Source organism: Fibrobacter sp. UWB12 (assembly GCF_900142485.1).
In the GTDB taxonomy this organism is placed as follows: domain Bacteria; phylum Fibrobacterota; class Fibrobacteria; order Fibrobacterales; family Fibrobacteraceae; genus Fibrobacter.
In genome coordinates this window covers 331898-355219 of the sequence record NZ_FRAZ01000003.1, presented here as the reverse complement: position 1 = coordinate 355219, position 23322 = coordinate 331898, and the positions used below count along the sequence as shown (strand labels likewise).

Here is a 23322-nt window from a genome sequence, read left to right as displayed (position 1 = left end):
TTTATTTTATGCTATATTTCGAGCAATAACAAAACTTTAAAAAGGAGAAATGGAATGAAACTCAGAATTCTTTTGCTTGCAGCCCTCGCTATGATTTTCGCAGGCTGTGCCAAGAAAGCCCCCACATTTTCAGTAGCCTCCACCTGGACAGACAAGCCCACCAAGCTTACCGTTGTCTTCACGGAGCCGGTCGTTGAAAATCAGGATGACCTCAAAGATGACATTGAAGAATATGCAGACAACTTTGGCGAATGGTTCAAGCTCGAACTCAAGAAAGACTACGAGACCTACATCAAGAATTCCATCGCCATGGATTACCAGAAAGTTGACTCTACGGGCATGATTATCGAAACGGACCACGTAGATACTACGGAATTCAAGACCCCGAAGCCGGCCTCCATGGAACAGGGCAATGGATACTATTTGGCAATCTCCAATGTACTCTTTAGCCGCAGAGAAGATGCTCACGCCAATCAAGCCTATTATTCTTCAGGTGCCGCATTTGGTGCAAACGTCAATCCTGGGCAAAACAGCATGGCATTCGCAGGCGAAACCATCGTTCAGAAAGGCCTCTGGATTTACGCAGACTACGCTATTTATAACCAGTCTGGCGAACGCGTAGCCTTCGGTCACGAAGAAATCCGCAGTTCCTTCACCTACGCCATGACCCGTTCTGACTGGGAAAAGTGCGTCTTGGCATTCGTCAAGAGAAGCATCGCCAGAACGCCGATTTTGAAGTAACAAAAAAAGTCTGCTGTTCATCAGCGACAGACTAATTACCTTCCAAACGAAAAGCGCGGCCACAACGGTCGCGTTTTCTTGTTACAAGTAATTCGGGGGCATGCGCAAAGCGCAAAACTACTTCTTGCGCATCCAAACAGCAAGGAAAACAAACACAGAGAGGAAGCAGATTGCGATGATGATCCAAAACGCCACCGGGGAGCCTACGGTCGCATCGCCATTCATGCCGAACGGGAGTTTCACGTTCATACCGAACAAGCTGGCGAAGAACGTCGGGAGCGATATAGAAATCGTCACGATAGTGAGGTTTTTCATCAACTGGTTCACGTTGTTGTTGATCACGCTTGCGCGGGCATCCATCATGGATGTCAAAATGTTGGCGTAGATGTTAGCCTGTTGCAAGCTCTGTCCGTTTTCAATCTGGATATCTTCGAGAAGTTCTCGTTCTGCTTCGGTCCAGTTGAGGCTACGGCCCAGCTGAAGCTTGCGCAACAGCGTATCGTTACTGTTCAAAGCGCTCACGTAGTAAATCAAGCCCTTGTTCAAGCTGAACATCGAGAGAAGGTACTTGTTTTCCATCGAGGTGTTCAGGCGCTGTTCCAAGTCATCATTGATGCGGTTGATAATCTTCAAGTGTTCGTTGAAGTGTGCAATCGCATAGCTCAACACGCGGAGCACAAATGTATTCAGGCTATCGATTTTAGAGAACTTGCGTTCATCCATCACCGGAATATCGCTGTCCGTAAGGAGCAGCACCCAGTCCTTGAAAATGAATATGCCAAAAGATTCCACACGGAATTGGAAATTATCTTCAGCAGAATAATTCTTGGGCTTTTTAAACACGATGGTCGTAAAATCATCGTCGTATTCGATACGGGAAAGTTCGTCCGAGTCAAATGCGGAGGCAATCGTATGTTCCGTTATCTCATATTCCTTAACAAGGATGCTGCGCTGTTCCTGGCTTAAAGAACCCATCATAACGATGTCAGCAGCTTCTTCGTTCGGAGCTACTGAGAGACGACCGGATTCGATTTTGTAATACTTGAGCATACCGCCCCCTTTATCGAACATGGGCAATATAGAAAATTAGACGATAGACGAAAGACTAAAGATGAAAAAATTCCATTAAAAAAAGCAGATAATAGCAATCACAAACCACCCCTAAAAGGGGTGGTTTGCTCTGCGCCTAGAAGGCTTTATTACTACCGAGCGCCTAAAGGACGCTTGCTTTCACTTCGTTCAAGCCATGTGGACTGATTACCGGCCACCCTTAAAAGGGTCAGCGTATTCCTTGGTTGTTAAACGATCTTCAATCTGGTCAGCTTTCTCCTGATCACGGATATACTTTTCTACAGTCGCTGAATTTAATCCGACCGTACTGACATAGTACCCCGTGGCCCAAAAGTGTTTGTTACCGAACTTGTACTTCAGATTTGCATGCCGTTCAAAAATCATCATCGATGACCGGCCTTTTAAGTAGCCCATAATGTTTGATACGGCATATTTAGGCGGTATCGAAAGAAGAAGATGGACGTGGTCACTCATTAAATGACCTTCTATGATAGTTACTCCTTTCCATTTGCACAAATCTTTTATAATTTCGCGTATATCGGCCCGCAATTGATGATAGATTATCTTGCGACGATATTTAGGAGTAAATACTATATGATATTTGCACACGTATTTCGTGTGCGCCAGGCTTTCTGCCATTTTGGGATGTCTCCTGTTGATAGTGTAGGCTTGAACAACTAAACATTATCAATTTTGGGGACATCCTTTTTCATCCATTCGTTAGTGCTGAAGCATCAATCTCACCCGCATGCGGGTGGTTGTTAAAGACGATGCTTCGCATCGTCTTCATCCTAAAGAATTAATAGAAAAGCCCCGGCACTAAGCCGGGGCTCAGAATATCACATGTGTAAATTACACACCCTTCTTGAACTTCTTGCTCCACCAAAGAACGATCGGAGAGCAGACGCACACAGAAGAGTAAGTACCGATAAGGATACCGAAGCACTGAACGAGACCGAAGTCGCGGATGGAGGAACCACCCTTAACAGCGAGGACCACGCAAACGAAGAGAGTCGTGAGAGAGGTAATCACCGTACGGCTGAAGCACTGGTTCAAAGAGCTATTGACGGTCTGTTCATACTTAGCAGAACCGAAGAGAGCGGTATTTTCACGGATACGGTCGAAGTTCACGATGGTATCGTTGACAGAGTAACCAATCATCGTGAGGAGCGAAGCGATCAAAGCACCATCGAAGGAAAGGCTGAATGCGGAGATAAAGCCAAGCGTAATGATGGTATCGTGAATAAGGCCGAGCACTGCAGCAACACCGAAGCCAAGGCCGAGCTTACCAAATCGGAACCACACGTAGAGAGCGATGCCGAGCCATGCGAGAATCACAGACAAGATAGCGTTGAAGCGGAGTTCCTTGCCGATGGTCGGACCCACAGTGTCCTTAGCCACGATTTCACACTTCTGGTTAGCGGCTTCGAAAGCCTTAGCCATAGCAAGTTCGAAGCTAGTGTCATCACCGCGAACGCTAATCTGGTAAGAGTTAGCAGAAGTACCACCGAGAGAACGAACGCGAGCACCCTGGATGCCAGCCTTGCTCAAAGCCTTGTTCAAGTCGGTTTCGTGCTTGGCATCATCCTGATACTGGATTGTATAGACCTGACCACCCGTGAAGTCAATGCTAAAGTCAAAGCCCTTCACAGCGATGCATGCGATACTTGCAATAATGAGAATCCAGGAAAGAACCTTGAACTTGCCACGGTTCTTCATAATCTGAAGGTTAGCATTGTTCAAAGCCTTGAAGCCAGAACCAATAGAGAGCGTCGTTCTGTCGCGCTTAGCAAGTCTCCAGTCGAGAATTGCACGGGAAATCGTGATAGCGCAGAAGAGAGAAGTGAGGATACCGATCGTAAGCGTAAGACCGAAACCCTTGACCGAGCCCGTACCGATTTTGTACAAAATAAGACCCGTCAAAACAGTCGTCAAGTTGGAGTCCAAGATGGCGCTGAATGCACGTTCGTAACCCTTAGCAACAGCGGCACGAGCGGTGAGGCCGTTCTTGAGTTCTTCACGGATACGTTCGAAAATAATCACGTTCGCGTCGAGAGACATACCGACAACGAGGATGAAACCAGCAATACCCGGGAGAGTAAGCGTTGCGTTGAACACGGACATCACAGCGGCAGTCACGAGAGCGTTGACCATCACGCCGATACTTGCGATGAAACCACCGAGGCGGTAGTAAGCAACCATGAACACCAAGCAGAGCAAGAGGCCGATTGCACCGGAACCGAAGCCCTGGACGATGTTTTCTTCACCGAGGGTAGCACCGACGCTGCGGCTTTCGATGATCTGCATCGGAGCCTTGAGAGCACCAGCCTTCAACACAACAGCGAGACGGTTTGCTTCAGCCATGTCTTCGAGACCTGTAATCTGAGCTTCGCCGTTCGGGATACGGTCACGGATAACCGGAGCGCTAATGACCTGGTTATCAAGAACGATAGCCATCTGCTTGCCAACGTTGGCGGCCGTTACAGCGGAGAACTTCTTAGGACCAATGCCACCGAACTTGAGGTTCACGGCAACTTCACCGGCACTCATACCATCGCTTACGCGGTACGGACGAGCATCCGTGATATCGTCACCGCCCATTTCTGCACGGCGCTTGAGGAGGTAAAGACGCTTGGCCTTGATGTTGGAATCACGGCGGAGCTTTTCGAGACCGCTACCGAAAGCGAATGCGACATCGCGCGGAATGAGCTTCTGGACACCTTCAGTGGCGAGGAGCTTCTTAACCTTTTCGATGCTTTCTTCAGCAATGAAACCGCCATTGCCGAAAGAGAGGAAGAAGGAAGAAAGGGACTGTCCGACCACGTCTGCCGGAGCGGCTTCTTCAGCAGCAGCAGAATCCTTCTTTTCTTCGGTCTTGGCGGCAACGCCACCAGCAAGAAGTTCTTCGTCAGACAAAGCCTGTTCCTTAGCTTCCGGAGCCTTCTTGGCAGAATCAACCTTCGCGGAATCGCTTACCGTAGAATCAGCGATAATGTCGGTCGTCTGACGGGTGAGGTACTGGTCGATAAGGCCAACAACCTGCGTAAACTTTTCGGATTCAGCAAGAATCTTGAATTCAAGTTTTGCCGTAGAACCCACGAGCGACTTTGCCGTAGAGTCATCCACACCAGCCAGTTCAACGACAATACGGTCGTCGCCGGTCGGAGAAATCTGCGGTTCAGAAAGACCGTACTGGTCAACACGGTTACGGATGATTTCGAGAGACTGAGCCTGAATATCCTTGATATCTTCGCCATCCTTGAGGCCAGACTGGTCAATCTGAAGAGTAATGCTTGTACCACCGGCAAGATCCAAACCGAAGTTGATGGACTTTGCGCCCATCTTCGGATTTTCCTTGAGGAACGTCTTTTGTTCTTCACCCTTCTTGGTGTGAACCTGGATAGAAGGCCATACAGAAATGGCTGAAATAATGATGACTGCGAGAATTACAAGTTCTCGAAGACCGAATTTATGTTTATTCATTTGTAATCCCTTAAAAGGCATTAAACATACTAGTTGCGGGACAAAGATAGAAAAGTAAGAAGTAGGAAGATGGAAGCTGCAAGGGAAAATAGTGATAAAAACGATTGGAAAGTCCCGAAAAACGTCATTGCGAGGAATGAAATGACGAAGCAATCTACGCTTTAAAATAGAGTCGGGTGTTTTTGTATGCCCGTAACGCGCGGTTTACTTCATTTCAAACATGGGATCGGGCTTGGCGGCCGAAATCGAAAGCGTCATCTTCTTCTTGCCTAGGGTACGAACAACATTCATACACCCGGAAGCATACGTGATTTCGAGCGTTCCATCGCGCAAAACCGGCGAACCGTTACGGAGTTCTATCAATTCCCTTATATAACTATAAATAGGCTTACGGCACCCTTCAGCAAAAGCATTCCACGGGAACGTCCTGCGATTATCGGGATCCTTCCCTCCGACCATACCGATTTCGTCACCATAATATATACAGGGAGCCCCCGGCAAAAAGAACAAAAGTGCAAGCGCAAGTTTTACCCGCTGCAAATTTGAGCATGGAAGCGAAGCAAGTCGAATCGTATCGTGGCTTCCGAGCAAGTTCATCGGTACGCCAAAACGATTCTTAGGGAACGCCTCTTGCAAGCGTTTCGCAAACTCGTCAAGTTCTATAGCCTTTTCCTCGAAAAGATAAGCCAAAACCGCCCTGCGCAACGGATAATTCATCACGCCATCGAACTGGTCGCCCTGCAGCCAGCGCGAAGGCTCATCCCAAATTTCACCGACAATATACGCATCCGGGTTAATCGCCTTGATGCGGCGACGGAATTCCTGCCAGAAGCTATCATCGTCAATTTCGTTCGGAACATCGAGGCGCCAGCCGTCAATGCCGCGCTTCATCCAGTACTCGCCCACCGAGAATAGGTAATCGCGGACGTCGGGATTATCAGTATTAAACTTCGGGAGCGCGGGGTAACCCCACCAGCAATCGTAATTGGGCTTGCCCGAATACGCGTGGAGCGGCCAGCCGTGCACATGGAACCAATCCACGTACGGGGAATTCTTGCCGAGTTCCATCAAGCTGTTGAACTGGAAAAAACCACGCGAGCAATGGTTGAACACGCCGTCCAGAATCACACGAAGCCCAAGCTTGTGCGCGCTTTTGACCAATTTATCGAAATCCTTGAGCGTCCCCAAAACAGGGTCTATTTCAAAGTAATCGACCGTATGGTAGCGATGGTTGGAATTGCTCTTGAATATCGGGCAAAGGTAAATTGCATTTACGCCAAGAGACGCAATGTACTTCAGCTTTTCGCAAATGCCTGCGAGGTTTCCGCCGAACATGTTTTCACGGGTCGGGAGCGTATCCCAATCCACAAACTTCCCGACCGCCTTGTACTTTGCACTACGGCAAAAGCGGTCCGGAAAAATCTGATAGAAAACAGCGTCCTTGACCCAGGCGGGAGCGCTAAATCTTCCAGAGGGCACGGGACTTACGTTCTTCGACAAGTTTGCTAATCTCCGAAATCAAGCCCGCATTGGCGAGCAGGTCCTCGACACTGCACGGCGTACGATACGTCCAGTTCTTGCCACCGACCGTTCCCGGAATGTTGACACGCTCTTCCTTCGGGTCGCAATCAGAAAGCGAAGCCGAAAGCGCAAAGTAGTCCTGGATAGGCGGAATGCAGAACAAACTATTTGCAGTAAACACATGCGAAAGAATGTCGTGCACCACAGGCGGCGTGAGCTTTTCAGGAGCAACACCCGGCAAGCCGGCGTGAGACCAGTAGAAACCCTTGTCAAAATCAGGTTCTTCCCACAAGCCGCGGAGCGTCGAAGTATCGTGGCAGCTCGTTGTGCAAACGGAGAGACGCGGATAATCTTCCATGCTGTAATACGGAGAATACGGCACGTTCCAATCGCGTGCCCAGCGTTCAATGCGGAGCGACATGATATCGAGTTTTTTCAATACAGTCGGCACGCAAGGCGGCACAGCACCAAGGTCTTCGGCACAAACAAGCATATCCGTTTCGCCAGCAAGTACAGACAAAAGTTTCATTGCATTCTGTTCCCAGAGTGCATTCTGAGCCTGTTCATTCTGCCCAATCAATTCACGAAGCTTATCTTGTTCGTTCTGCGGAAGTGTAAAGAGCACCGGCTGGTTGTACCAGTACCAATACGGATAGTACGTATTTTCGTCACCTGTCGGGATGAACACGCGGTCCCAGTAAACGCGGAGCATGGAATCCTTGACTTCTTGCGGTTCGTCAAGCGAAAGAATTGCGCGTTCCGACAAGTATTCCGGCTTGACGACAAAGCGGTCGAACTTGCCCGGCAAATTTTCAAAATACAGAGATATAAGCCTGTCCGTTTCATTGCCGAGGAATTCGCGCAACTGGTCCACACCGAAATTCGGACGGCGCAAATATTCAAGCGTTTCACGGCAGAATCCCGCATTGCGCAACACATCCCACGTGAGCGGGATAGACGGCTGGAAACGGCCCAAGATACCCGTCGATTCAGATTCAGGAATGGCCCAAATGCGGAAGAATCCGAGCACGTGGTCAATGCGGTAGGCGTGATAGAACTTGCTTGCCTGTGCTAAACGGCGACGCCACCAGCCGAAGTCATCGGCTTCGAGAACGTCCCAGCGGTATGTCGGGAAGCCCCAGTTCTGGCCACCGTAGCTGAACATGTCAGGAGGTGCACCGGCGCGGTCCGCAAGCGAGAAATACTTACGGTCAAACCAGACATCGGCACTGTCTTCGTTGATGAGGATAGGAACATCGCCCTTCAAGCGGAGCCCGAGCTTGGAAACTTCGTTCACGGCAGCGGTAAACTGGCCTTCGGCGGTGTACTGCATCCAGGCCTGGAACAGCACGTCCCTGTAATTTTTCATCCAAAGTTTGTCGACATCGGCAGCAGAGGGATTCTGGAACTTTTTCCAATCCTTCCAACTGGCTTCGTTGTTCTGCGCCTTGAGCGTGCAGTAAACGCAATACGATTTAACCCAGGAATTTTGATCAATCCAAGCAAGCAGTTTCTTCGAAGACTTGAGGACATCGTAACGGGAATCATAAATTTTGCGGAGAATGGAGCGCTTCCAAGTGGTAATGCGGTAGTAGTCTACACGTTCAATACCAGCAAACTGGGCGCGGGCCTTTTCGATTTCGTGTTCAAAAGCAGAAGCACCTTCGACAGACTGCACATTGATGAATACCGGGTTCAACGCAAACGCACTGCGAGCGCTATAAGGACTCGGTTCAGAACCCGTATCGTTTACAGGCAAAAGTTGAATGATATTAAATCCGCAAAATTTGGACCATTGGGCAAAAGGAATCAAATCCAAAAATTCGCCAACGCCAATGCTGTGTTTGCTGTGAAGACTGAAAAGAGGAACGGCTACGCCGGTTTGGAAAGAAGTTAAATCACCATATCGCATGCTTCAAATATAACTCCAAATTTTTAAAAGAATCTTTCAAATTATTTGCAAATAAAAAAAGGCTCGGAAACCCGAGACCAATTCTTATTCCTAATCTTTTTTCAAAAAGTTATGCGCGCTTAGCGTACTTCTTAAAGCTTTTGATCAAGAGGGCGGCGAGAATGCAATACATTGTTTTAGACTCCTTGTTTTTGACGGCGCCAATATTAACAAATTTTTACTACCACGTCAAGGGATTTTAGTATATATTTCCGCGACTTTTTAGATAAATCGTCCATAGCGGAATCATGGACACCCCTAGACACCCCAGCAACTGTTCCGCAACCCCCATAAAACAGGCAAAGCCACGGGAAATCCGTGGCATCGCGTTCAGTTTGATTGGAGAGAGAAAATCTTTTTTCGATTAAGCACGCTTTGCGTATTTCTTAAAGCTCTTAATCAAGAGGGCGGCGAGAATGCAGTACATTGTTTTGACTCCTTGTTTTTGACGGCGCCAATATTAACAAAATTTTACTAACGTTTCAAGGGGGAAAAATATAAATTTGGCCAAATTTTTTGAAACGTGCATTTAAGACAGCCATGCCCGCGAAAGCGGAATGACAACATCCCGCAACATACAATTCAAGACTCAAAAGAACACAAATCTTGCGATTGTTCTATATATATCGAAATCTCCGGGGTGGAAATTTGATAAATTGCCTACATGAAACGTTTTTTGATTTTATGTCTCGGTTTAATAGCATTTGCAAACGCAACGCATAAGATAACGATAAAAGAGGACCGCATTGAAGCCGGCCAGACATTCCATTTGCAACTGCAAATTCCATTAAAAGAACTGCCCAAAAATAGAAGTACACCGAGGCTCAAAACCCGCAACGACTTTAAACTTCTTGGACTCGACAGTGCAAAAAAGCCGATGACATACGAGGCTCTGACAACCGCTCATGCCGGTCACAGAATAACCGTCGATACAGCACAAATCTATACATTCCAAGTGAAAGCTCCGCAAAAAACAGGACAATTCGACCTCGGGTCACTAAGTTGGAAAGTCAATGGTAAGCAAAGTATCATCAGCGACAAATACCAAGTAACCATATCCCGCCCTTACAGCGCTCCAGCCTTAGAAGCAAGCATGACATCAAGCAAGCAAAGAGTTTATGAAGGCGAACAATTCGGCATTAGCTTCGAGTTGCATTCATACGAGAACTGCATGGGCGTCTTGGGTTCTGACAGTGTTGACTTCGGCAATAATTTCACCTCTTACCGCAACGACAATCTTAAAACGGAAAGCAAAAGCTTCGGAAATCATGAAAGTCTGACAACGATTCCTTTTGCATGGTGGCTCATCCCGAACAAAAGCGGAACGCTCGAAATCCCGGCCTACAAGTTCAAATACACCTCAAAAAGTGAACCAAAGACGGTTAAAGAAGAAAAACAAGTGAACGGCCATACGTACACTAGCACCCGCACCACACAGGAACACGTCGAAAAAGAAGCCTTTACCGCCCCCATCTCCATTACAGTTCTCCCGCTCCCGACTAGAGGCATGCCTACGGATTTTTCAGGAATGGTCGGCTCTTACAAATTCAAAGTCTCTTTCGACCGTACAAAAATTAAAATCGGCGAATCCCTTACACTAATCATCAACATCAGCGGTGACGGCGCGATAGGAAAAATTACAAACCCGAAGCTCCCCGACCTAAGCGATTTCCGTTGGGAACTCCCCGAAATAGACATTAACGAAAGAATCGAAGACACAAAAGTTATTACCACCAAAGACATCAAAATGGCCCTCTACCCGAGAAACGCGGGAACCTTCAAAATCCCCGCCATTACATATTCCTGGTTCAATCCAAGCAAGAAAAAATACGAAAAGGCATCTGCTGGCCCGTGGACCATCGAAGTCGAATAGGATCTAACAACATGAAACGATTTTTCCTTTTATTTTTCAGTCTCGCCGCATTTGTAAACGCAGAGCCCCATTCGAACATCGTCAATGACGTCATTCAAGCCGATGAAACATTCATTTACGAACTCATCGTCCCGCACAAGGATCTTCCCAAAAACAGAAGCGCACTCCGACTGGAAACACGCAACAACTTTAAACTTCTTAAAATCGACAGTACAGACGAATTAAGGCCTCTAGACAAAAACGACGCTTTTACCATGTTTTTCGGTGGGTCCCAAGCACAAAGAACACGCATTTATTCATTCCATATCAAAGCTCCGGAAAAAACAGGAAAGCAGGTTCTCGGATCGCTCTACTGGGATGCCGATGGAAAAACAACGGCTATCGAAAGCAACATTTCGGTTTACGTGCATCGACCCTACAGTAAAGATGCTATCGATATAAGTCTCGTTCCGAGCAAAACAACCGTTTACGAAGGAGAAACCTTCAGCATCACGCTCAAATTCCATTTATACGATCATTTCCACACGCCCTTGCAACAACCCGTCATAGACACAAACAGCAATTTTAACATCACTCTCATTGAAAAACCAAAAACAGACTATAAGCCCGTCGAAGACACCAACAACGAACTCGAAGCGTCCATGTTATTCGCTTGGCTCAGTCCGACCAAGAGCGGAAAACTCGAAATTCCGCCCATTAAGGTCAACTATACACAGAGCACTAAAGATGAAGTCGTCAAGACAAAAACACTAAATACCGTATCTTATGAAATCAAAACTGATTCCATTTCAAAGGTAGCCACAGCCGCCCCGCAATCTATAACGGTTATTCCGCTCCCAGCCGACAACAAGCCCGTAAACTTTTCGGGAATGGTCGGAGAGTTCAGTTTCGATGCAAACTTTGACCGTACACACTTGAAAATCGGTGATGCACTCACGCTCAACATAAACATCAGCGGAGATGACGTTTCAGGAATCATCGCCAACCCGAAACTCCCCGACTTGATCGGTTTCCGCTGGGAAATTCCTGAAATAAGCATCGTCAAGAAAAACGAAAATTCTAAAACAATCACGTCAAAAAATATCAAGGTGATTCTTTATCCTAAGGAAAAGAAAGTCTTCGAAATCCCCGCTATTACATATTCCTGGTTCAATCCAAGCAATAAACAATACGAAACAGCATCCGCAGGCCCGTGGACCATCGAAGTCGAATAAAAATCCGACCATAGACCCCATCTCGCCCGCTAAAATTTGGTAAATTATGAGGCATGAAACGATTTTTGCTTTTATGTCTCGGTTTAACAGCATTTGTAAGCGCAGAGCCTTCTCTTCAAGTCGATAGCGACCGCATCGAAGCGGGTCAGACATTCAATTTGCAGTTCATCGTTCCGATTCAAGAACTGCCACAAAACAGAGGCGCACTCCGCCTCGAGACACGCAACAACTTTAAATTCCTCGGGCTCGACAGTGCCGATCAGGTAATGCGCCCGGGCATGGAAGACCTTTTCAATTCGTTCTTCGGCGGTGGCGGAAGAGCTTACAAGGCCCGTGTCTATTCTTTCAAAATTAAAGCCCCGAAAAAGACAGGCACGCAAGAACTCGGAACGCTCACATGGATGATTGGCGGCGAAGCCAACACCATCAGTAACAAAATTCCAATCACCGTGCAACGTTCCTACAACGACGACGCTCTCGCCGTAAGCCTTACCCCGAGCAAAAAATCCATTTACGAAGGTGAACAGTTCAGTGTCACCCTCAGTCTCCACACTTTTGAGCATTTCCAGGGCGGTCTCCAGGCCACCGACATGAGCACCGGCAACGATTTTATCGTCCACCGCAACGACCTCTCGAATCTGGACTTCAAACCGGTCGAAGGTGCCCGCCGCGAAATGAAGGCTTCCGCCAAATATGCATGGTTAAGCCCGACCAAGAGCGGCACGCTCCAAATTCCATCTTTCAAATTCAAGTACACCAAGCTTGGCGAGCCCAAAGTCGTCGAAGAAAAGAAGCAGATGGGCGCCATGTCGTTCTCAAGCCGTAGCGTCAAGCAGGAATCCATCGAAACGGAAACTACAACCGCCCCGCTTTCCATCACCGTTCTCCCGCTCCCGACTGAAGGCAAGCCCGAAGACTTTTCGGGAATGGTCGGTAACTATAACTTTAGCGCGAACTTCGACCGCACAAACCTCAAGGTCGGCGAAGCCTTAACGCTTGCGATCAGCATCAAGGGCGACGGCACTCCGGGTACGATTACAGATCCTAAACTCCCCGACTTTAGCGATTTCCGCTCCGTGCCTCCCGAAAACAGCATCGACAAGAAAGTCAAGGGCAACAAGGTCATCACCTCGAAGGATATCAAGGTGTTCCTCTACCCCAAAAAGAAAGGCACCTTCGAAATCCCGGCCATTACATATTCCTGGTTCAACCCGGCTAAAAAGAAGTACGAAACCGCTTCGGCTGGCCCATGGACCATCGAAGTCGAAAAGAGCGATGCCCCCGCAGAGCCAGCTTACCAGGCTCCTGTTGCAACGACACCGGGTTCTTCAACCCCAGTCGTTCAAAAGCAAGAAATTGAATTCCTCGGCAGCGACATCCGCTTTATCCACCCGATTACGGACAAGTCCGAAACCGCCGCACCGCACAGGAGCGCATTATTCTGGATTCTTTTCCTCGCAGCAATTCCGTTCTACCTGATTGCAAACTTCGCTATCACAAGAAAGCGCAAGCGCAACAGTAACACGGCGCTCGTCCGCAAGGGCAAGGCAAACAAACTCCTCAAGGAAAAGTTCGCAAACGCCCGCACCGCCCTCAAGAATGGCAACGGCAAGGCATTCTTTGCAGCACTTGAAAACGGTCTTATCGATTACCTCAGCAACTTGACAAACGTCGAATTCAAGGGCATGACCCGCCCGCAAATGAAGCAGGAACTTTCAAAGCGTGGCGTCAAGGATGAAACGATTGAAGCCATCAACAGCTGGCTTGAAAAATGCTCGTTTGTGCGTTTTGCTCCGGTCACAGCTTCGACCGAAGAACAGTCCCAAATGCTCGCAGATGTCGAAAAACTTTGCGAGGCGCTGAAGCTATAAAAACTTTAACATGTCATTCCCGCCACCGCGCGGGAATCTCCAATGGACGCTTTTATGAAACTGAATAGAATTATTTTGACGATCGCCATGGCGCTCCTCCTTACCTCAGCAGCAAGCGCCTCCGAAAAATGCGCCGGCATTGATGCCGGAACCAAAGCGTATAATGAAAACGATTTTGAACGCGCTATTGACGAATGGCGCACATGTGTCGATGAAGGTATCGTCAATGCAGACCTCTATTACAACTTGGGTAACGCCTACTACCGCAGCGGCAAACTCGGCTTCGCCATTTTCTACTACAAGTCCGCCCTCCGTTTGCATCCAAGCGATGACGATATCCAGCACAACCTGAATTTCGCACAGACAAAAACTCGCGACAAGGAAGGCGACGAAGAGGAGAACCCGATTCTCGAAGGACTCATGGATTTGCATCATGCGCTTTCGCTCAAGAGCCAGATGAACATTTCGCTTGTTCTCTTCTGGGCAATTGCACTCGTGATTCTCGCCCGCCGATTCGTGAACAGCAGCCGCGGCAAGAACATCTGTACAGGTGTCGTATTCGGCATGAGCGTCATTCTCTGCACCATTGGCGCAAGCGCTCTCTACAAGATGTACACGCTCGAAACAGACATCATGGGCGTCGTGACCGCCTCTAGCGCCGACGTGACAAGCGCCCCGAGCGACAAATCTCAAACGCTCAACACGCTCTCCGAAGGCACAAGCTTCGAAGTCATCGGCGAACAAGGCAACTTTGCAGAAATCCGCCTCGGCGAAAAAATCCGAGGTTTCATCAAACTCAGCGAAGTCGGAATTGTAAAGTAATTAATTGAAGGGTTTGTCCCAGGGACTAACCCATGTAGAATCATTTCGAATAATGGGAATGGTGACTTCTGTAGGGAATTTTCCAGATTCCCTCGTCGGAACAACAGCTGTAACGACAGCTACAGGAAGCGCAACCATATCCAAAAACAACATAGTCACTGCAACGCTACCATGACCTCTACCATCCGAAAAGAACGGCCAGTAACGCAACAAGCCTGCGCTAAAATGATATGAGGACTCGCCGCGATATACCCACAAGCTTCCGTAAACAATTTCATTTTTACGAGCTTCCAAATAAATTGCGTCATCACTTGTTGAAGATTTAAAGCGGCAATAATCACTTGTCGGACAAACCTGTTCCCCATCGCAATAAATGGAATAATCCCCTTTGCCATCGGATACGGAAACCCTCATTTCGTAACGAGATGCGCACCCGACAAAAAGTAAAGACAGAATTAAAATTATATACCGTTTCATTTTACACGCAAATTACACAATTTGACCGCCACCGAGGACCATGTCGCCATCGTAAAAGACGGCACATTGGCCCGGTGTCACGGCAAAGAGCGGTTCGTCTAAAACGGCGACCGCTTTGTTTGTATCGACAATTGTAATTTCGCAACCAACTGCACGTTGGCGATAACGCACCATGCCTTCGGCGCGGAACGTCATCCCGACCTCCCGCGCACCGCCATGCCATTCGCAGTTCACCATTTCCACGCGGTCAAAGCAAACCGACGACTTGTCGCCTGTCACCAAGATATCACCCGTTTCCGGGTCCACATGCTTCACAAACGCAGGCACGCCAATTGCCACGCCCAGACCTTTGCGCTGACCAACCGTGTACTTATGGAACCCATCGTGCGTATTCCACACCTTGCCCTTTTCATCCACGAAGCGGCCCGGGCGTGTCATCTCGCCAAAGCGGTCCTTCAAAAACTCCGTGTATTGCGAACCGTAAATATCAAAGCAAATGTCTTGGCTGTCGCCCGTCTTGGCATTCACAAAGCCGTTCTGTTCGGCGATTTTGCGCACTTCGCTTTTCACGTACGTTCCAAGCGGCGTGAGCACGTGATTGCGGCGTTCATCGGGAACCCAGAACAAAAAATAGCTCTGGTCCTTGCCGGGGTCTCGCCCACGCAAAAGCCTACGCACGCCATTCACTTCTTCGATGCGCACGTAATGCCCTGTTGCCAAGAATTCGGCGCCGAGCGATTTGGCATAATCCATCATCCAGCCAAATTTGATAAAGCGATTGCAATAGCAGCAAGGATTCGGCGTACGCGCATGCGAAAAATCCGCATGGCAACGCTTCAAGACTTCACCCGTAAAAGCATCGGAGCAGTTCGCCACATAATGTTCGATGCCTAGCTTTTCGGCAATCATCTTCGCACGGACTACACTCGGGTCGTTCTCGGCGTCAAAGGCGCTATCGACATCAGGCAAAACGCGGAGCGTCACGCCCACGACTTCATAACCCTGCTGTTGCAAAAGAAGAGCGGCCACGGACGAATCCACGCCACCACTCATGCCGACCGCTACTCTTATTTTAGACATGGCGCAAGCGCTCCTAGTCAAAACGCAACATCAAAGCAAGTTCGAACTGGAGAATCTGGCGGATGTGAGCCGTTTCGTCATCCAGTTTTTCGTGAATTTGCCTATACTCGATGTAAGAACTGAGCGAAGCCATCTTGTTGAACGTGTACGATGCGCTCGGACGAATGAACCATTCATGAGTTCTCGACGGAACCGTACGATAGCTCAGTTCAAGCTTCGGCTTGTAAATCGTTCTATCCGATTCAGGAATTCCAGAATCATATTTCCACTGCACAAAGATTCCGTCGCCAGTTTCCTTGTTTCTCATGTCATAGCCTTCCACCGGCTTGTATTCCTTACGGATAGTCTTCTTGTAATCGTAACCGGCGGTAAGCTTCAAGTCAATATTATTCTTGAGCTTAAAGTACCATTTCCAAAGCTGGAATCCCTTGTCGAGCTTGAGCGGATACGAAATCGAGAAATCATCACCGATATTGATACCAAAGTCATTGTAGAGCCATGTCGGAATCCACGGTGTTTCGAGGAAGTAGCGAGTGGTATCAGTGCAAAGTTCGTCATCGTTCTTCGGCCAGCACGGACTCGAAACCACTTCTTCCTTCGGGCGACGATTTGTCGATTCAATCTTCATGCGTACGTTGTTTTCAATACGCATGTTGTTTTGCAACAAGAACGTCACACGGATAAGCGGGTTAAAGTTCCAAACGCGAGCCCAAGAATCTTCGGCACTCTGGAACGGGCGACTAGTCATTGTACGGTTATAGTCAAAACGGCTGTTCAAGCTTACGCTACGGAAGCTATTCAAGAACGAAACCTTCTGGGCTATATTCGGAATAGAAATACCGATACCAAACTTCGGGAACGTAGTCGTAGTGTCGATGTACAGCGGATATTCACGAGACTGCGAGAAGTCTTCCTTCCACTGGAAATCGGTCGTCAACGAAATATCCCAAATCGGAAGCGTAAGACCTGTAGAAATCTGCAAAGAACGAGATACAGAATTGCGGAAACTACCCTGATACACAAGCGTATCCACATTCTTGTTCCTGTACTGCGCAAAGCCGGTAAAATCATCACGGCTTGTAAGTCCCATGTTACCCGTCATGATATTCCAAAGTCCACGGCCGCCACGACCATCTCCAAGGCCCAAGCCATAGAGGTAATACTGGAACGGAGTCACGCCCTGTTCTTCGTACAATTGGGCAAGCGTAAAGTTTTCACCAACGGTGTTTGTACTTGCATTCCAGTTAAACTTGACTTCACGCCACTTGAGCTTGTTAAAGAATCCAGAGACAGCATTGTCTTTTCCGAACAAGTTAGCAAGTTCAATAATTCTCAGAGACGGCGTAAATTCAAATCGGTTCGTCTGCGAAATCGTCCAGTAGTTCTTTTCGATGTTCGAAGGATCCGTAAAGCTGAAATCATCCGGAATGCTCTTTTGCTGGTTAAAGTCAGAAGAGAACTGCATGTTGAACGGAATGAATGGAATCAGCTTGGGATTAAAGTTTATCCTGAACTGCTGATTTCTGGAACGTTCGTTGCGGAGAATACCATAAGCACGGCCGTACTCACGATGGCCCACGCTATCGACCCTGTAGAAGGCAGTCGTATCGTACTTGATGTCGTACGAATCCGGATTCTGCATATCAATCGTAAGCTTCTTACCATTTGCGTCAGTCTTTGCAATCGTATCTACCGGAATAATCACGAGACTATCGCGAGACACGTAGACCTTTCTGTCGGAATGGTCATGGTCAAAGATGTAGCCACTAGCAAAGAGACCACCTTCAGATGTCGTAAAGAAGTTTTCCTTGGTAAAGCCTTCACGGTCGCCACCGCCAAACATATCACGACGGATATTGATAGAGTAGCTTGTCGAAAGGAACGAGAGAATGTTCCAGCGCAAATTCAACTTGTGGTTGAGTTCTGCCGTATAGGTCACAACCTTGTCCACTTGCGGTTCCACAAAGTCCGGATCTCGAGTCTGGTTCACATAGCGCACATAGTTGAAATCAAAGAGCGTCACGTCGAACGTTTGCGGCCACGGTTCAAATTCAGTCTTTGCAAAGTCCTTGAGCCAAGAGTATTTGGCAAGTCCTTCGAACGGCTTGAACTTGAACATGCTAAACGTACCCAACTTGTACTCGAACAACGTATGGTACGAATAAGTGGAGTCAGCAGAAGTCGTCGAACGGCCTTCGGACTGGTGGTAAGAATAGCTGAATGCCGGACGTTCCAAGAATGCCTGCGACAAGAATTCGCCAAGTTTTGTTTCGCTGGCCTTGTAATCCTTATGGTAGCTCACGCTAAAGCCCAAGTCTTGCACATAGGATTCATAGCCCTTCGATTCAGCGTTATCCCTCAACCTGTTTTCTTCACTTTCCGATTCAACAGCAAGGTCGCCTTGGAACATATCACCCGTAAGGTCCACAAAACTGCTCTTTTTAAGCATCATGTCGTCGGTAGGCTTCATGTACGGGCGTTTTGTAGAGCTATGGTAGCTAAATGACATCGGGATGTGGAATCCAAGCGAGTCATTCAAGAACTTGTTGAGCGCAATAGAAATGTCCGCAGATACATCGAGCTGAGATGCAGCCGTTGCAATATCCGGCTTCGGAGAACGTCCCGAATTCGAAAGCGTTGCAAAGTCACCATCCTGATAACGCACAGCGCCCGAAAGCGAGATGAAGTCAGCAAAGTTCACCTGGCCATTCACACGTGCTGCATAGCCCCATTCCGTATCCATTTCGGAAAGGCGCAAATCATTTATCCAGAACTTACCCTTAAGATCGGCCGGCGAAGCAGAAGAGTCCGCGATAATCACAAAGCGAATCCAATCGACCTTCGTAATAGAGGGGTTACCCACCAAGCGGAGCTGTTCTTCACGATCACCCGAAAGCTTTTTCACGACCGGTTCAAGATACGGCGGATGGCGGCCACGCTTGAGGTCCGAGAAATCGGACAAGTCCATGGCAAAGGCGTTATCGAGCCAGTTCTGTTCATGGCAATCCTGCACACGGTCCGGAGTGCAAGCCGACAAATCCAAATCCTTCGGGCGGAAGCTCCATTCGTAGTAATCCTTGGAGCCATCAATCGAGCCTTCACCGAATTGCAAGGCAAAGCGAATCGGAGCAGTCTCCGCTTTTGATTCAGCTCCATTTTCATAATGGATTTCCATCTTTAATGACTTGTACGCCGAGAAATTCTTTGTATCCGTTTCGAACAGTCGAGTAACACCCACTTCCTGACCCGGACTCATATTGTGGTATTCCAAAACAAGAGCCGTTTCCTTGAGCGGAGCGTTCGAATCGGCATCACGTTCCGTCACCGTATTCGGAGACTTGAAATATGTCTTTGCATTTTCGCGGTTGTTGATGGTCGAAACCTTGATGTACGTGGTATCGTGCGTTGCTTGCGATTCCGTAACACGGCTTTCGACACCATTCACTTCGACAATCTGCGAATTTTCATTGGTCGATGTGCGATAAAGGTCAGCAACCGTCGTTTCTTCCCATGCGTTACCCAGAACGCCAAGGCTTACCACCTGCACCTTTGCTTCGGAAACACCCGGACCAAGGCGGCCCAACCACATACGGGTATACTGGGATTCCGCAAGGATTTCCTTATAGCCGCTACCCGTCGGAGAAACAATTGTATCGTACTGGTTCAGCGGAATGCGCCATCTGCGCCAGCCGTTTTTCAAGACTTCATATTCAGTCGAATTTGTGCTAGAAAGGTCAATGCGGTAACGGACAAAGCTAATGTCTGTATCAAAAGAACCGTTCCTGTTGATATCTTCGGTATCGTAAGCACGTTCACCCAAGTTGCCTTCAGTTCCGTTAATGCTCTTAGGCGGATCACTTTCATCATCCAAATCCTTGAAGTCATCACCAGCAATATCTCTTGTCGACGGATCTACATTTCCAAACATTACACCATGTTCAGTTCCTTTACACCCTTCAACACGGCAGTCCCAAGACATCCATGTTTCATCAGTCCCCGTCTTTTCATCAAGACCACGGTCATGCTTGGCGGTTGTCATACCAAGATCATTTTCACCGTTGTACTTACCATCAGGAGCATAACCATTAATCGAGATGTCTTCGCTGACAAGACCTAGGTCAATGAAAATAGAACCAGAATTACCACGGGCAACAACCTCAAGGTACTTCATTTCGCTCAAGTCCTGGTAATACGAGCTATTGGCGCGCATAATACCGCCCCAAGAATTACCCATGAGGTTATCATTCGGACGAAGCGTCATCTTGAGCACGGTCAAATGCTGGTTATCCACATCGGAATTGCCAACGTTATCATAAATGTACTTGTACAGTTCCGTTGTGTTGCTATGCCAAATAAATTCACCCTGATGCTTGTAGTTCAAGCTTTCGATGTACGTTCTGGAATGTGCAGAATCACCACCCGGAGGCGAAGCCAGCGTCCAAGACTGTCTAGATAGCGGATACACAAGACCTGTCGAGGTCGATTCGAAGTCTTCTACAAGGGCGGTCTGTGTCTTGCTCGTGTTTGCGTTATGGCGGCTACCGGCAAATTCAGCTTCGACACGCCAGTTCGAAGTCGCAGTTGTCTGGATACCCGGAATAGCATTCACCAAGTCCGTCAAAGCCTTTACGGAATCCTGCAAGCGGATATTGAAGCCCCAGAGGAAGCTCGAATACGGTTCGTTACCGAGCGTGGGAACTTCGGCCGTTGTGCTCTGGCTCTTGTAAAGGGCTGTCACACCAAAGACAGAACCAGCACCGAAGCCGTACAAGTCAAGGGGCAATTCGGCACGAGCGCCCAAGAGCAATTTATTATCGACTTCGAACATCGGTTCACATTCGAACTTGACCTTGATTTCTTTGTTCGGGTCAAGAGCGCGATCACTCAAAAGTTCAATCTGGCCCAGTTCATAGTTGACTTCGTAGTCCGTACCGCGAATAAGCGTTGTAGAACCAGCCGTAACCTTTTCAGAACCCGGAGAAATATCCATACAGCTTCCGCTGTTCACGGAATAGCTGGAATTCGGGTCACGCACGCTGAGCATGGAATTACGGCGCTTGCCCACAGATTCAAAATAGAACTGGCTCGTATAACGGTTCAGGTTATAGACAGGCAAAGTATAAAGTTGAGCAATCGTCGATGTCGTATCCAAGTTACGCAACGGTTCCAAGCAGTTTCGCTTAGCAACTTCCTGAGCCTTTGAACCATATTCAGTATAAATCGAATCCGTCCACATGCGGCAGGGCAACCACATTTCGCCCGTGTAACTGCCCGAAGCATCCTTCGTAAAGATTTTAGATTCACTCACCAAAGGAGTTCCAGATTTTTCATCAGCAAGGCCAAGCGTTTTCAAATAAGTTCCAGAAACACCCGACTTGTTCTTCATGCGTAAAACAAAACTGTTGGCGCTAGCATCTGTAATACCGATCGAATAAACGTTACGCAACATCAATTTGTCGATGTCAGTCAGTTCACTCAGCGTAGCATCCCACTGGATAAGGACCGCTTCATCGTTATCGCGTAATGTAGAACCCCACTTGGCAGCAATCAACGTATTGCGGTTCACGCCATTGATCTTTACGATACCCGTTTTGAAATCGTAAGTAAAGTCCTTGATTTCCTCCATGCGGTTGACCGTCTTTGTAATAGGCGTTCCCTGCGGAGTTTTATAAACGACCTTGATATCCTTAAAGACATTGTTCGTTTCGTTCAGCGAACTTCTCTTGTACAACTTCAAGTCCGGCAGCGGCTTGTTGATGGTGTTACCCTTAATCGCAGCATCGACATAAGCGTTCCTCGTGTCGTGGTCCAAGAAGTAATAGCGATATGCAACAAACTGCTTATCCGTAACCTGGAATTCCGTCGTCGATTCATTGGCCTTGATGGAATATTCTTCTTGCTGGCCTCCATCCTGAGAAGCAATCGTCGTAAGTTTCCAGTCGCCCAGTTTCCATTCAGCCTTGATACCGAAAAGACCTTGGTGATTTTCGGAATAACCGGTGAATTCCGTACCGGCAAGCGACAAGTTCGTAGTACCCGCTTCGACACGCTGCAAGATGTAATCTTCGAATTCGCCCTTGAACGATTCTTCGTACACGACGCGGACTTCGTTCTGCGAACCAAGACCTTCATCGACGTTCTTGATTTCAACAGTGATATACGGACCAATCTTACCTTCGACCATGAAGCTCGGGTTGTAGTCCAAAGACGGAGACGGCCAAAGACTTGTCTTGGTGCTACCCTCGGCATCATCCTTTTCGCCATAGCCCTTAAAGCGGACATCCATGGACCCCTTGAGCATGAGCTTCGGCTTGTTGAAACCAAAGTCCTTCATCCAGGCAGGCATGTTCACCGGAATCGTGATATCGAAAACAGAACCGGTTTCAGGCGCCTCATAGCCATCGTTCTGGCCAACGAGACCGTTAAGCCAAAGACGCTTGCGACCAATATCGTACATGTCCGAAACGTAATCAGCAAGTTCCGGATAATGCGATGTCCAAAGAACCGTCGTGTCCGTGCGAGAAAGCGAATTTACGCGTTTTTCAGACACATCAATTTCACGAGTAGCAACATCGATATCGTGCGAGAAAACTTGACCCTTGGACGTATTCATGAGTCCCGGGCGTGCACCCACGCCACCAAACGGCAGCAAGCCATCAAGCGGAGACGTAGACTTTGGCACAGGCAAATACTTTACAGTAGGAGTCCAAGCATCATCCGAACTGACTTCGGAAGCATTGTCCGTCGATGTTTCTGCTTGAGCGACAACAGGTGCTTTTGCAGCGCTCGACGAAGACTTTACTGCAGACGATGACTGAGCGGTCGCAGAAGAAACCGGAGCAATTGCAGAAGAGGACTCAGCCACGCTTGATGCCGGCTTTGCAGAACTTGAGACCGGCGTAGACGACGAGGACTGAACCACAGCCGAAGACGCAGGTTGGACTGCTGACGACACAGGAGCTGCCGATGACACCGGAGCAGCAGACGAAACCGCCACAGACGGTTCAGACGACGTAGGCTGAACCGCACTCGAAGCAGGCAACACAGCACTAGAAACAGGCGCCGCCACACTCGATGACGAAGCTACAGAAGCAGTCGACTTCGGAGCAGGCACATCCTGGAAAAGTTCATCGTCAAAAAGGGATTCATACGAGCTAAGCGTTCCATCTTGAGACCAGACGGAACCCACAGCTACAAAGCTGCACGCAGCAAAGCCAC

The 23322-nt window shown here is 48.3% G+C and carries 13 protein-coding genes; 5 read left to right on the top strand and 8 right to left on the bottom strand.

Annotated features, from left to right (window positions below):
- Positions 1-54 precede the first annotated feature (54 nt).
- Entirely contained in the window at positions 55-741 is a 687-nt protein-coding gene (locus tag BUA34_RS06260; protein WP_072827874.1) for a hypothetical protein, read from the top strand.
- A 117-nt stretch (positions 742-858) separates the two neighbouring features.
- On the opposite strand, the gene BUA34_RS06255 is transcribed toward BUA34_RS06260, so the two are convergent.
- The 5 genes from BUA34_RS06255 to BUA34_RS06235 all read right to left on the bottom strand — a co-directional run bounded on the left by BUA34_RS06255 (position 859) and on the right by BUA34_RS06235 (position 8728).
- The gene (locus BUA34_RS06255) at positions 859-1791 is read right to left on the bottom strand and encodes a magnesium transporter CorA family protein (RefSeq protein WP_072827873.1); all 933 of its coding nucleotides are present in this window, start codon (positions 1789-1791) and stop codon (positions 859-861) included.
- A gap of 207 nt (positions 1792-1998) precedes the next feature.
- Positions 1999-2451, bottom strand: a complete 453-nt coding sequence (gene tnpA / locus BUA34_RS06250; RefSeq protein ID WP_072827872.1) for an IS200/IS605 family transposase — start codon at positions 2449-2451, stop codon at positions 1999-2001.
- 213 nt (positions 2452-2664) lie between these two features.
- Complete coding sequence (locus BUA34_RS06245) at positions 2665-5295, bottom strand: protein translocase subunit SecDF (RefSeq protein ID WP_072827871.1); 2631 nt, start codon at positions 5293-5295, stop codon at positions 2665-2667.
- A 204-nt stretch (positions 5296-5499) separates the two neighbouring features.
- A complete protein-coding gene (locus tag BUA34_RS06240) occupies positions 5500-6774 on the bottom strand; it encodes a glycoside hydrolase family 13 protein (protein WP_072827870.1) in 1275 nt (424 codons plus the stop codon).
- Positions 6755-8728: a 4-alpha-glucanotransferase gene (locus BUA34_RS06235; protein ID WP_072827869.1), complete on the bottom strand. Its 1974-nt coding sequence runs from the start codon at positions 8726-8728 to the stop codon at positions 6755-6757. The genes BUA34_RS06240 and BUA34_RS06235 overlap by 20 nt, the downstream gene beginning before the upstream one ends.
- Positions 8729-9431: 703 nt before the next feature.
- Here BUA34_RS06235 and BUA34_RS06230 point away from each other — a divergent pair.
- Genes BUA34_RS06230 through BUA34_RS06215 form a run of 4 tightly spaced genes read left to right on the top strand, consistent with a single transcriptional unit; the run spans position 9432 to position 14547 of the window.
- A complete protein-coding gene (locus BUA34_RS06230) occupies positions 9432-10640 on the top strand; it encodes a BatD family protein (RefSeq protein WP_072827868.1) in 1209 nt (402 codons plus the stop codon).
- Positions 10641-10651: 11 nt separating this feature from the next.
- Positions 10652-11854, top strand: coding sequence for a BatD family protein (locus tag BUA34_RS06225; RefSeq protein ID WP_072827867.1), 1203 nt, complete (start codon positions 10652-10654; stop codon positions 11852-11854).
- 53 nt (positions 11855-11907) lie between these two features.
- The gene (locus BUA34_RS06220; protein ID WP_072827866.1) at positions 11908-13725 is read left to right on the top strand and encodes a BatD family protein; all 1818 of its coding nucleotides are present in this window, start codon (positions 11908-11910) and stop codon (positions 13723-13725) included.
- A 54-nt stretch (positions 13726-13779) separates the two neighbouring features.
- On the top strand, positions 13780-14547 hold the full coding sequence (locus BUA34_RS06215) for a tetratricopeptide repeat protein (protein WP_072827865.1): 768 nt from the start codon (positions 13780-13782) through the stop codon (positions 14545-14547).
- Here the strand turns inward: BUA34_RS06215 and BUA34_RS06210 are convergent, their stop codons facing one another.
- The 3 genes from BUA34_RS06210 to sprA all read right to left on the bottom strand — a co-directional run bounded on the left by BUA34_RS06210 (position 14548) and on the right by sprA (position 23293).
- Positions 14548-14961: a hypothetical protein gene (locus tag BUA34_RS06210; protein ID WP_254794353.1), complete on the bottom strand. Its 414-nt coding sequence runs from the start codon at positions 14959-14961 to the stop codon at positions 14548-14550.
- A gap of 75 nt (positions 14962-15036) precedes the next feature.
- Complete coding sequence (mnmA, locus tag BUA34_RS06205; RefSeq protein ID WP_072827863.1) at positions 15037-16104, bottom strand: tRNA 2-thiouridine(34) synthase MnmA; 1068 nt, start codon at positions 16102-16104, stop codon at positions 15037-15039.
- Positions 16105-16117: 13 nt separating this feature from the next.
- Positions 16118-23293 (bottom strand): T9SS outer membrane translocon Sov/SprA, encoded by a 7176-nt coding sequence (sprA, locus tag BUA34_RS06200; RefSeq protein ID WP_254794352.1) that lies wholly within the window; start codon positions 23291-23293, stop codon positions 16118-16120.
- Positions 23294-23322 lie beyond the last annotated feature (29 nt).

Bases quoted from the DNA above. Each gene is read 5' to 3' on its own strand.
- BUA34_RS06260 (WP_072827874.1), top strand. From the start codon at position 55: ATGAAACTCAGAATTCTTTTGCTTGCAGCCCTCGCTATGATTTTCGCA.
- BUA34_RS06255 (WP_072827873.1), bottom strand. From the start codon at position 1,791: ATGCTCAAGTATTACAAAATCGAATCCGGTCGTCTCTCAGTAGCTCCG.
- tnpA (WP_072827872.1), bottom strand. From the start codon at position 2,451: ATGGCAGAAAGCCTGGCGCACACGAAATACGTGTGCAAATATCATATA.
- BUA34_RS06245 (WP_072827871.1), bottom strand. From the start codon at position 5,295: ATGAATAAACATAAATTCGGTCTTCGAGAACTTGTAATTCTCGCAGTC.
- BUA34_RS06235 (WP_072827869.1), bottom strand. From the start codon at position 8,728: ATGCGATATGGTGATTTAACTTCTTTCCAAACCGGCGTAGCCGTTCCT.
- BUA34_RS06230 (WP_072827868.1), top strand. From the start codon at position 9,432: ATGAAACGTTTTTTGATTTTATGTCTCGGTTTAATAGCATTTGCAAAC.
- BUA34_RS06225 (WP_072827867.1), top strand. From the start codon at position 10,652: ATGAAACGATTTTTCCTTTTATTTTTCAGTCTCGCCGCATTTGTAAAC.
- BUA34_RS06220 (WP_072827866.1), top strand. From the start codon at position 11,908: ATGAAACGATTTTTGCTTTTATGTCTCGGTTTAACAGCATTTGTAAGC.
- BUA34_RS06215 (WP_072827865.1), top strand. From the start codon at position 13,780: ATGAAACTGAATAGAATTATTTTGACGATCGCCATGGCGCTCCTCCTT.
- BUA34_RS06210 (WP_254794353.1), bottom strand. From the start codon at position 14,961: ATGAGGGTTTCCGTATCCGATGGCAAAGGGGATTATTCCATTTATTGC.
- mnmA (WP_072827863.1), bottom strand. From the start codon at position 16,104: ATGTCTAAAATAAGAGTAGCGGTCGGCATGAGTGGTGGCGTGGATTCG.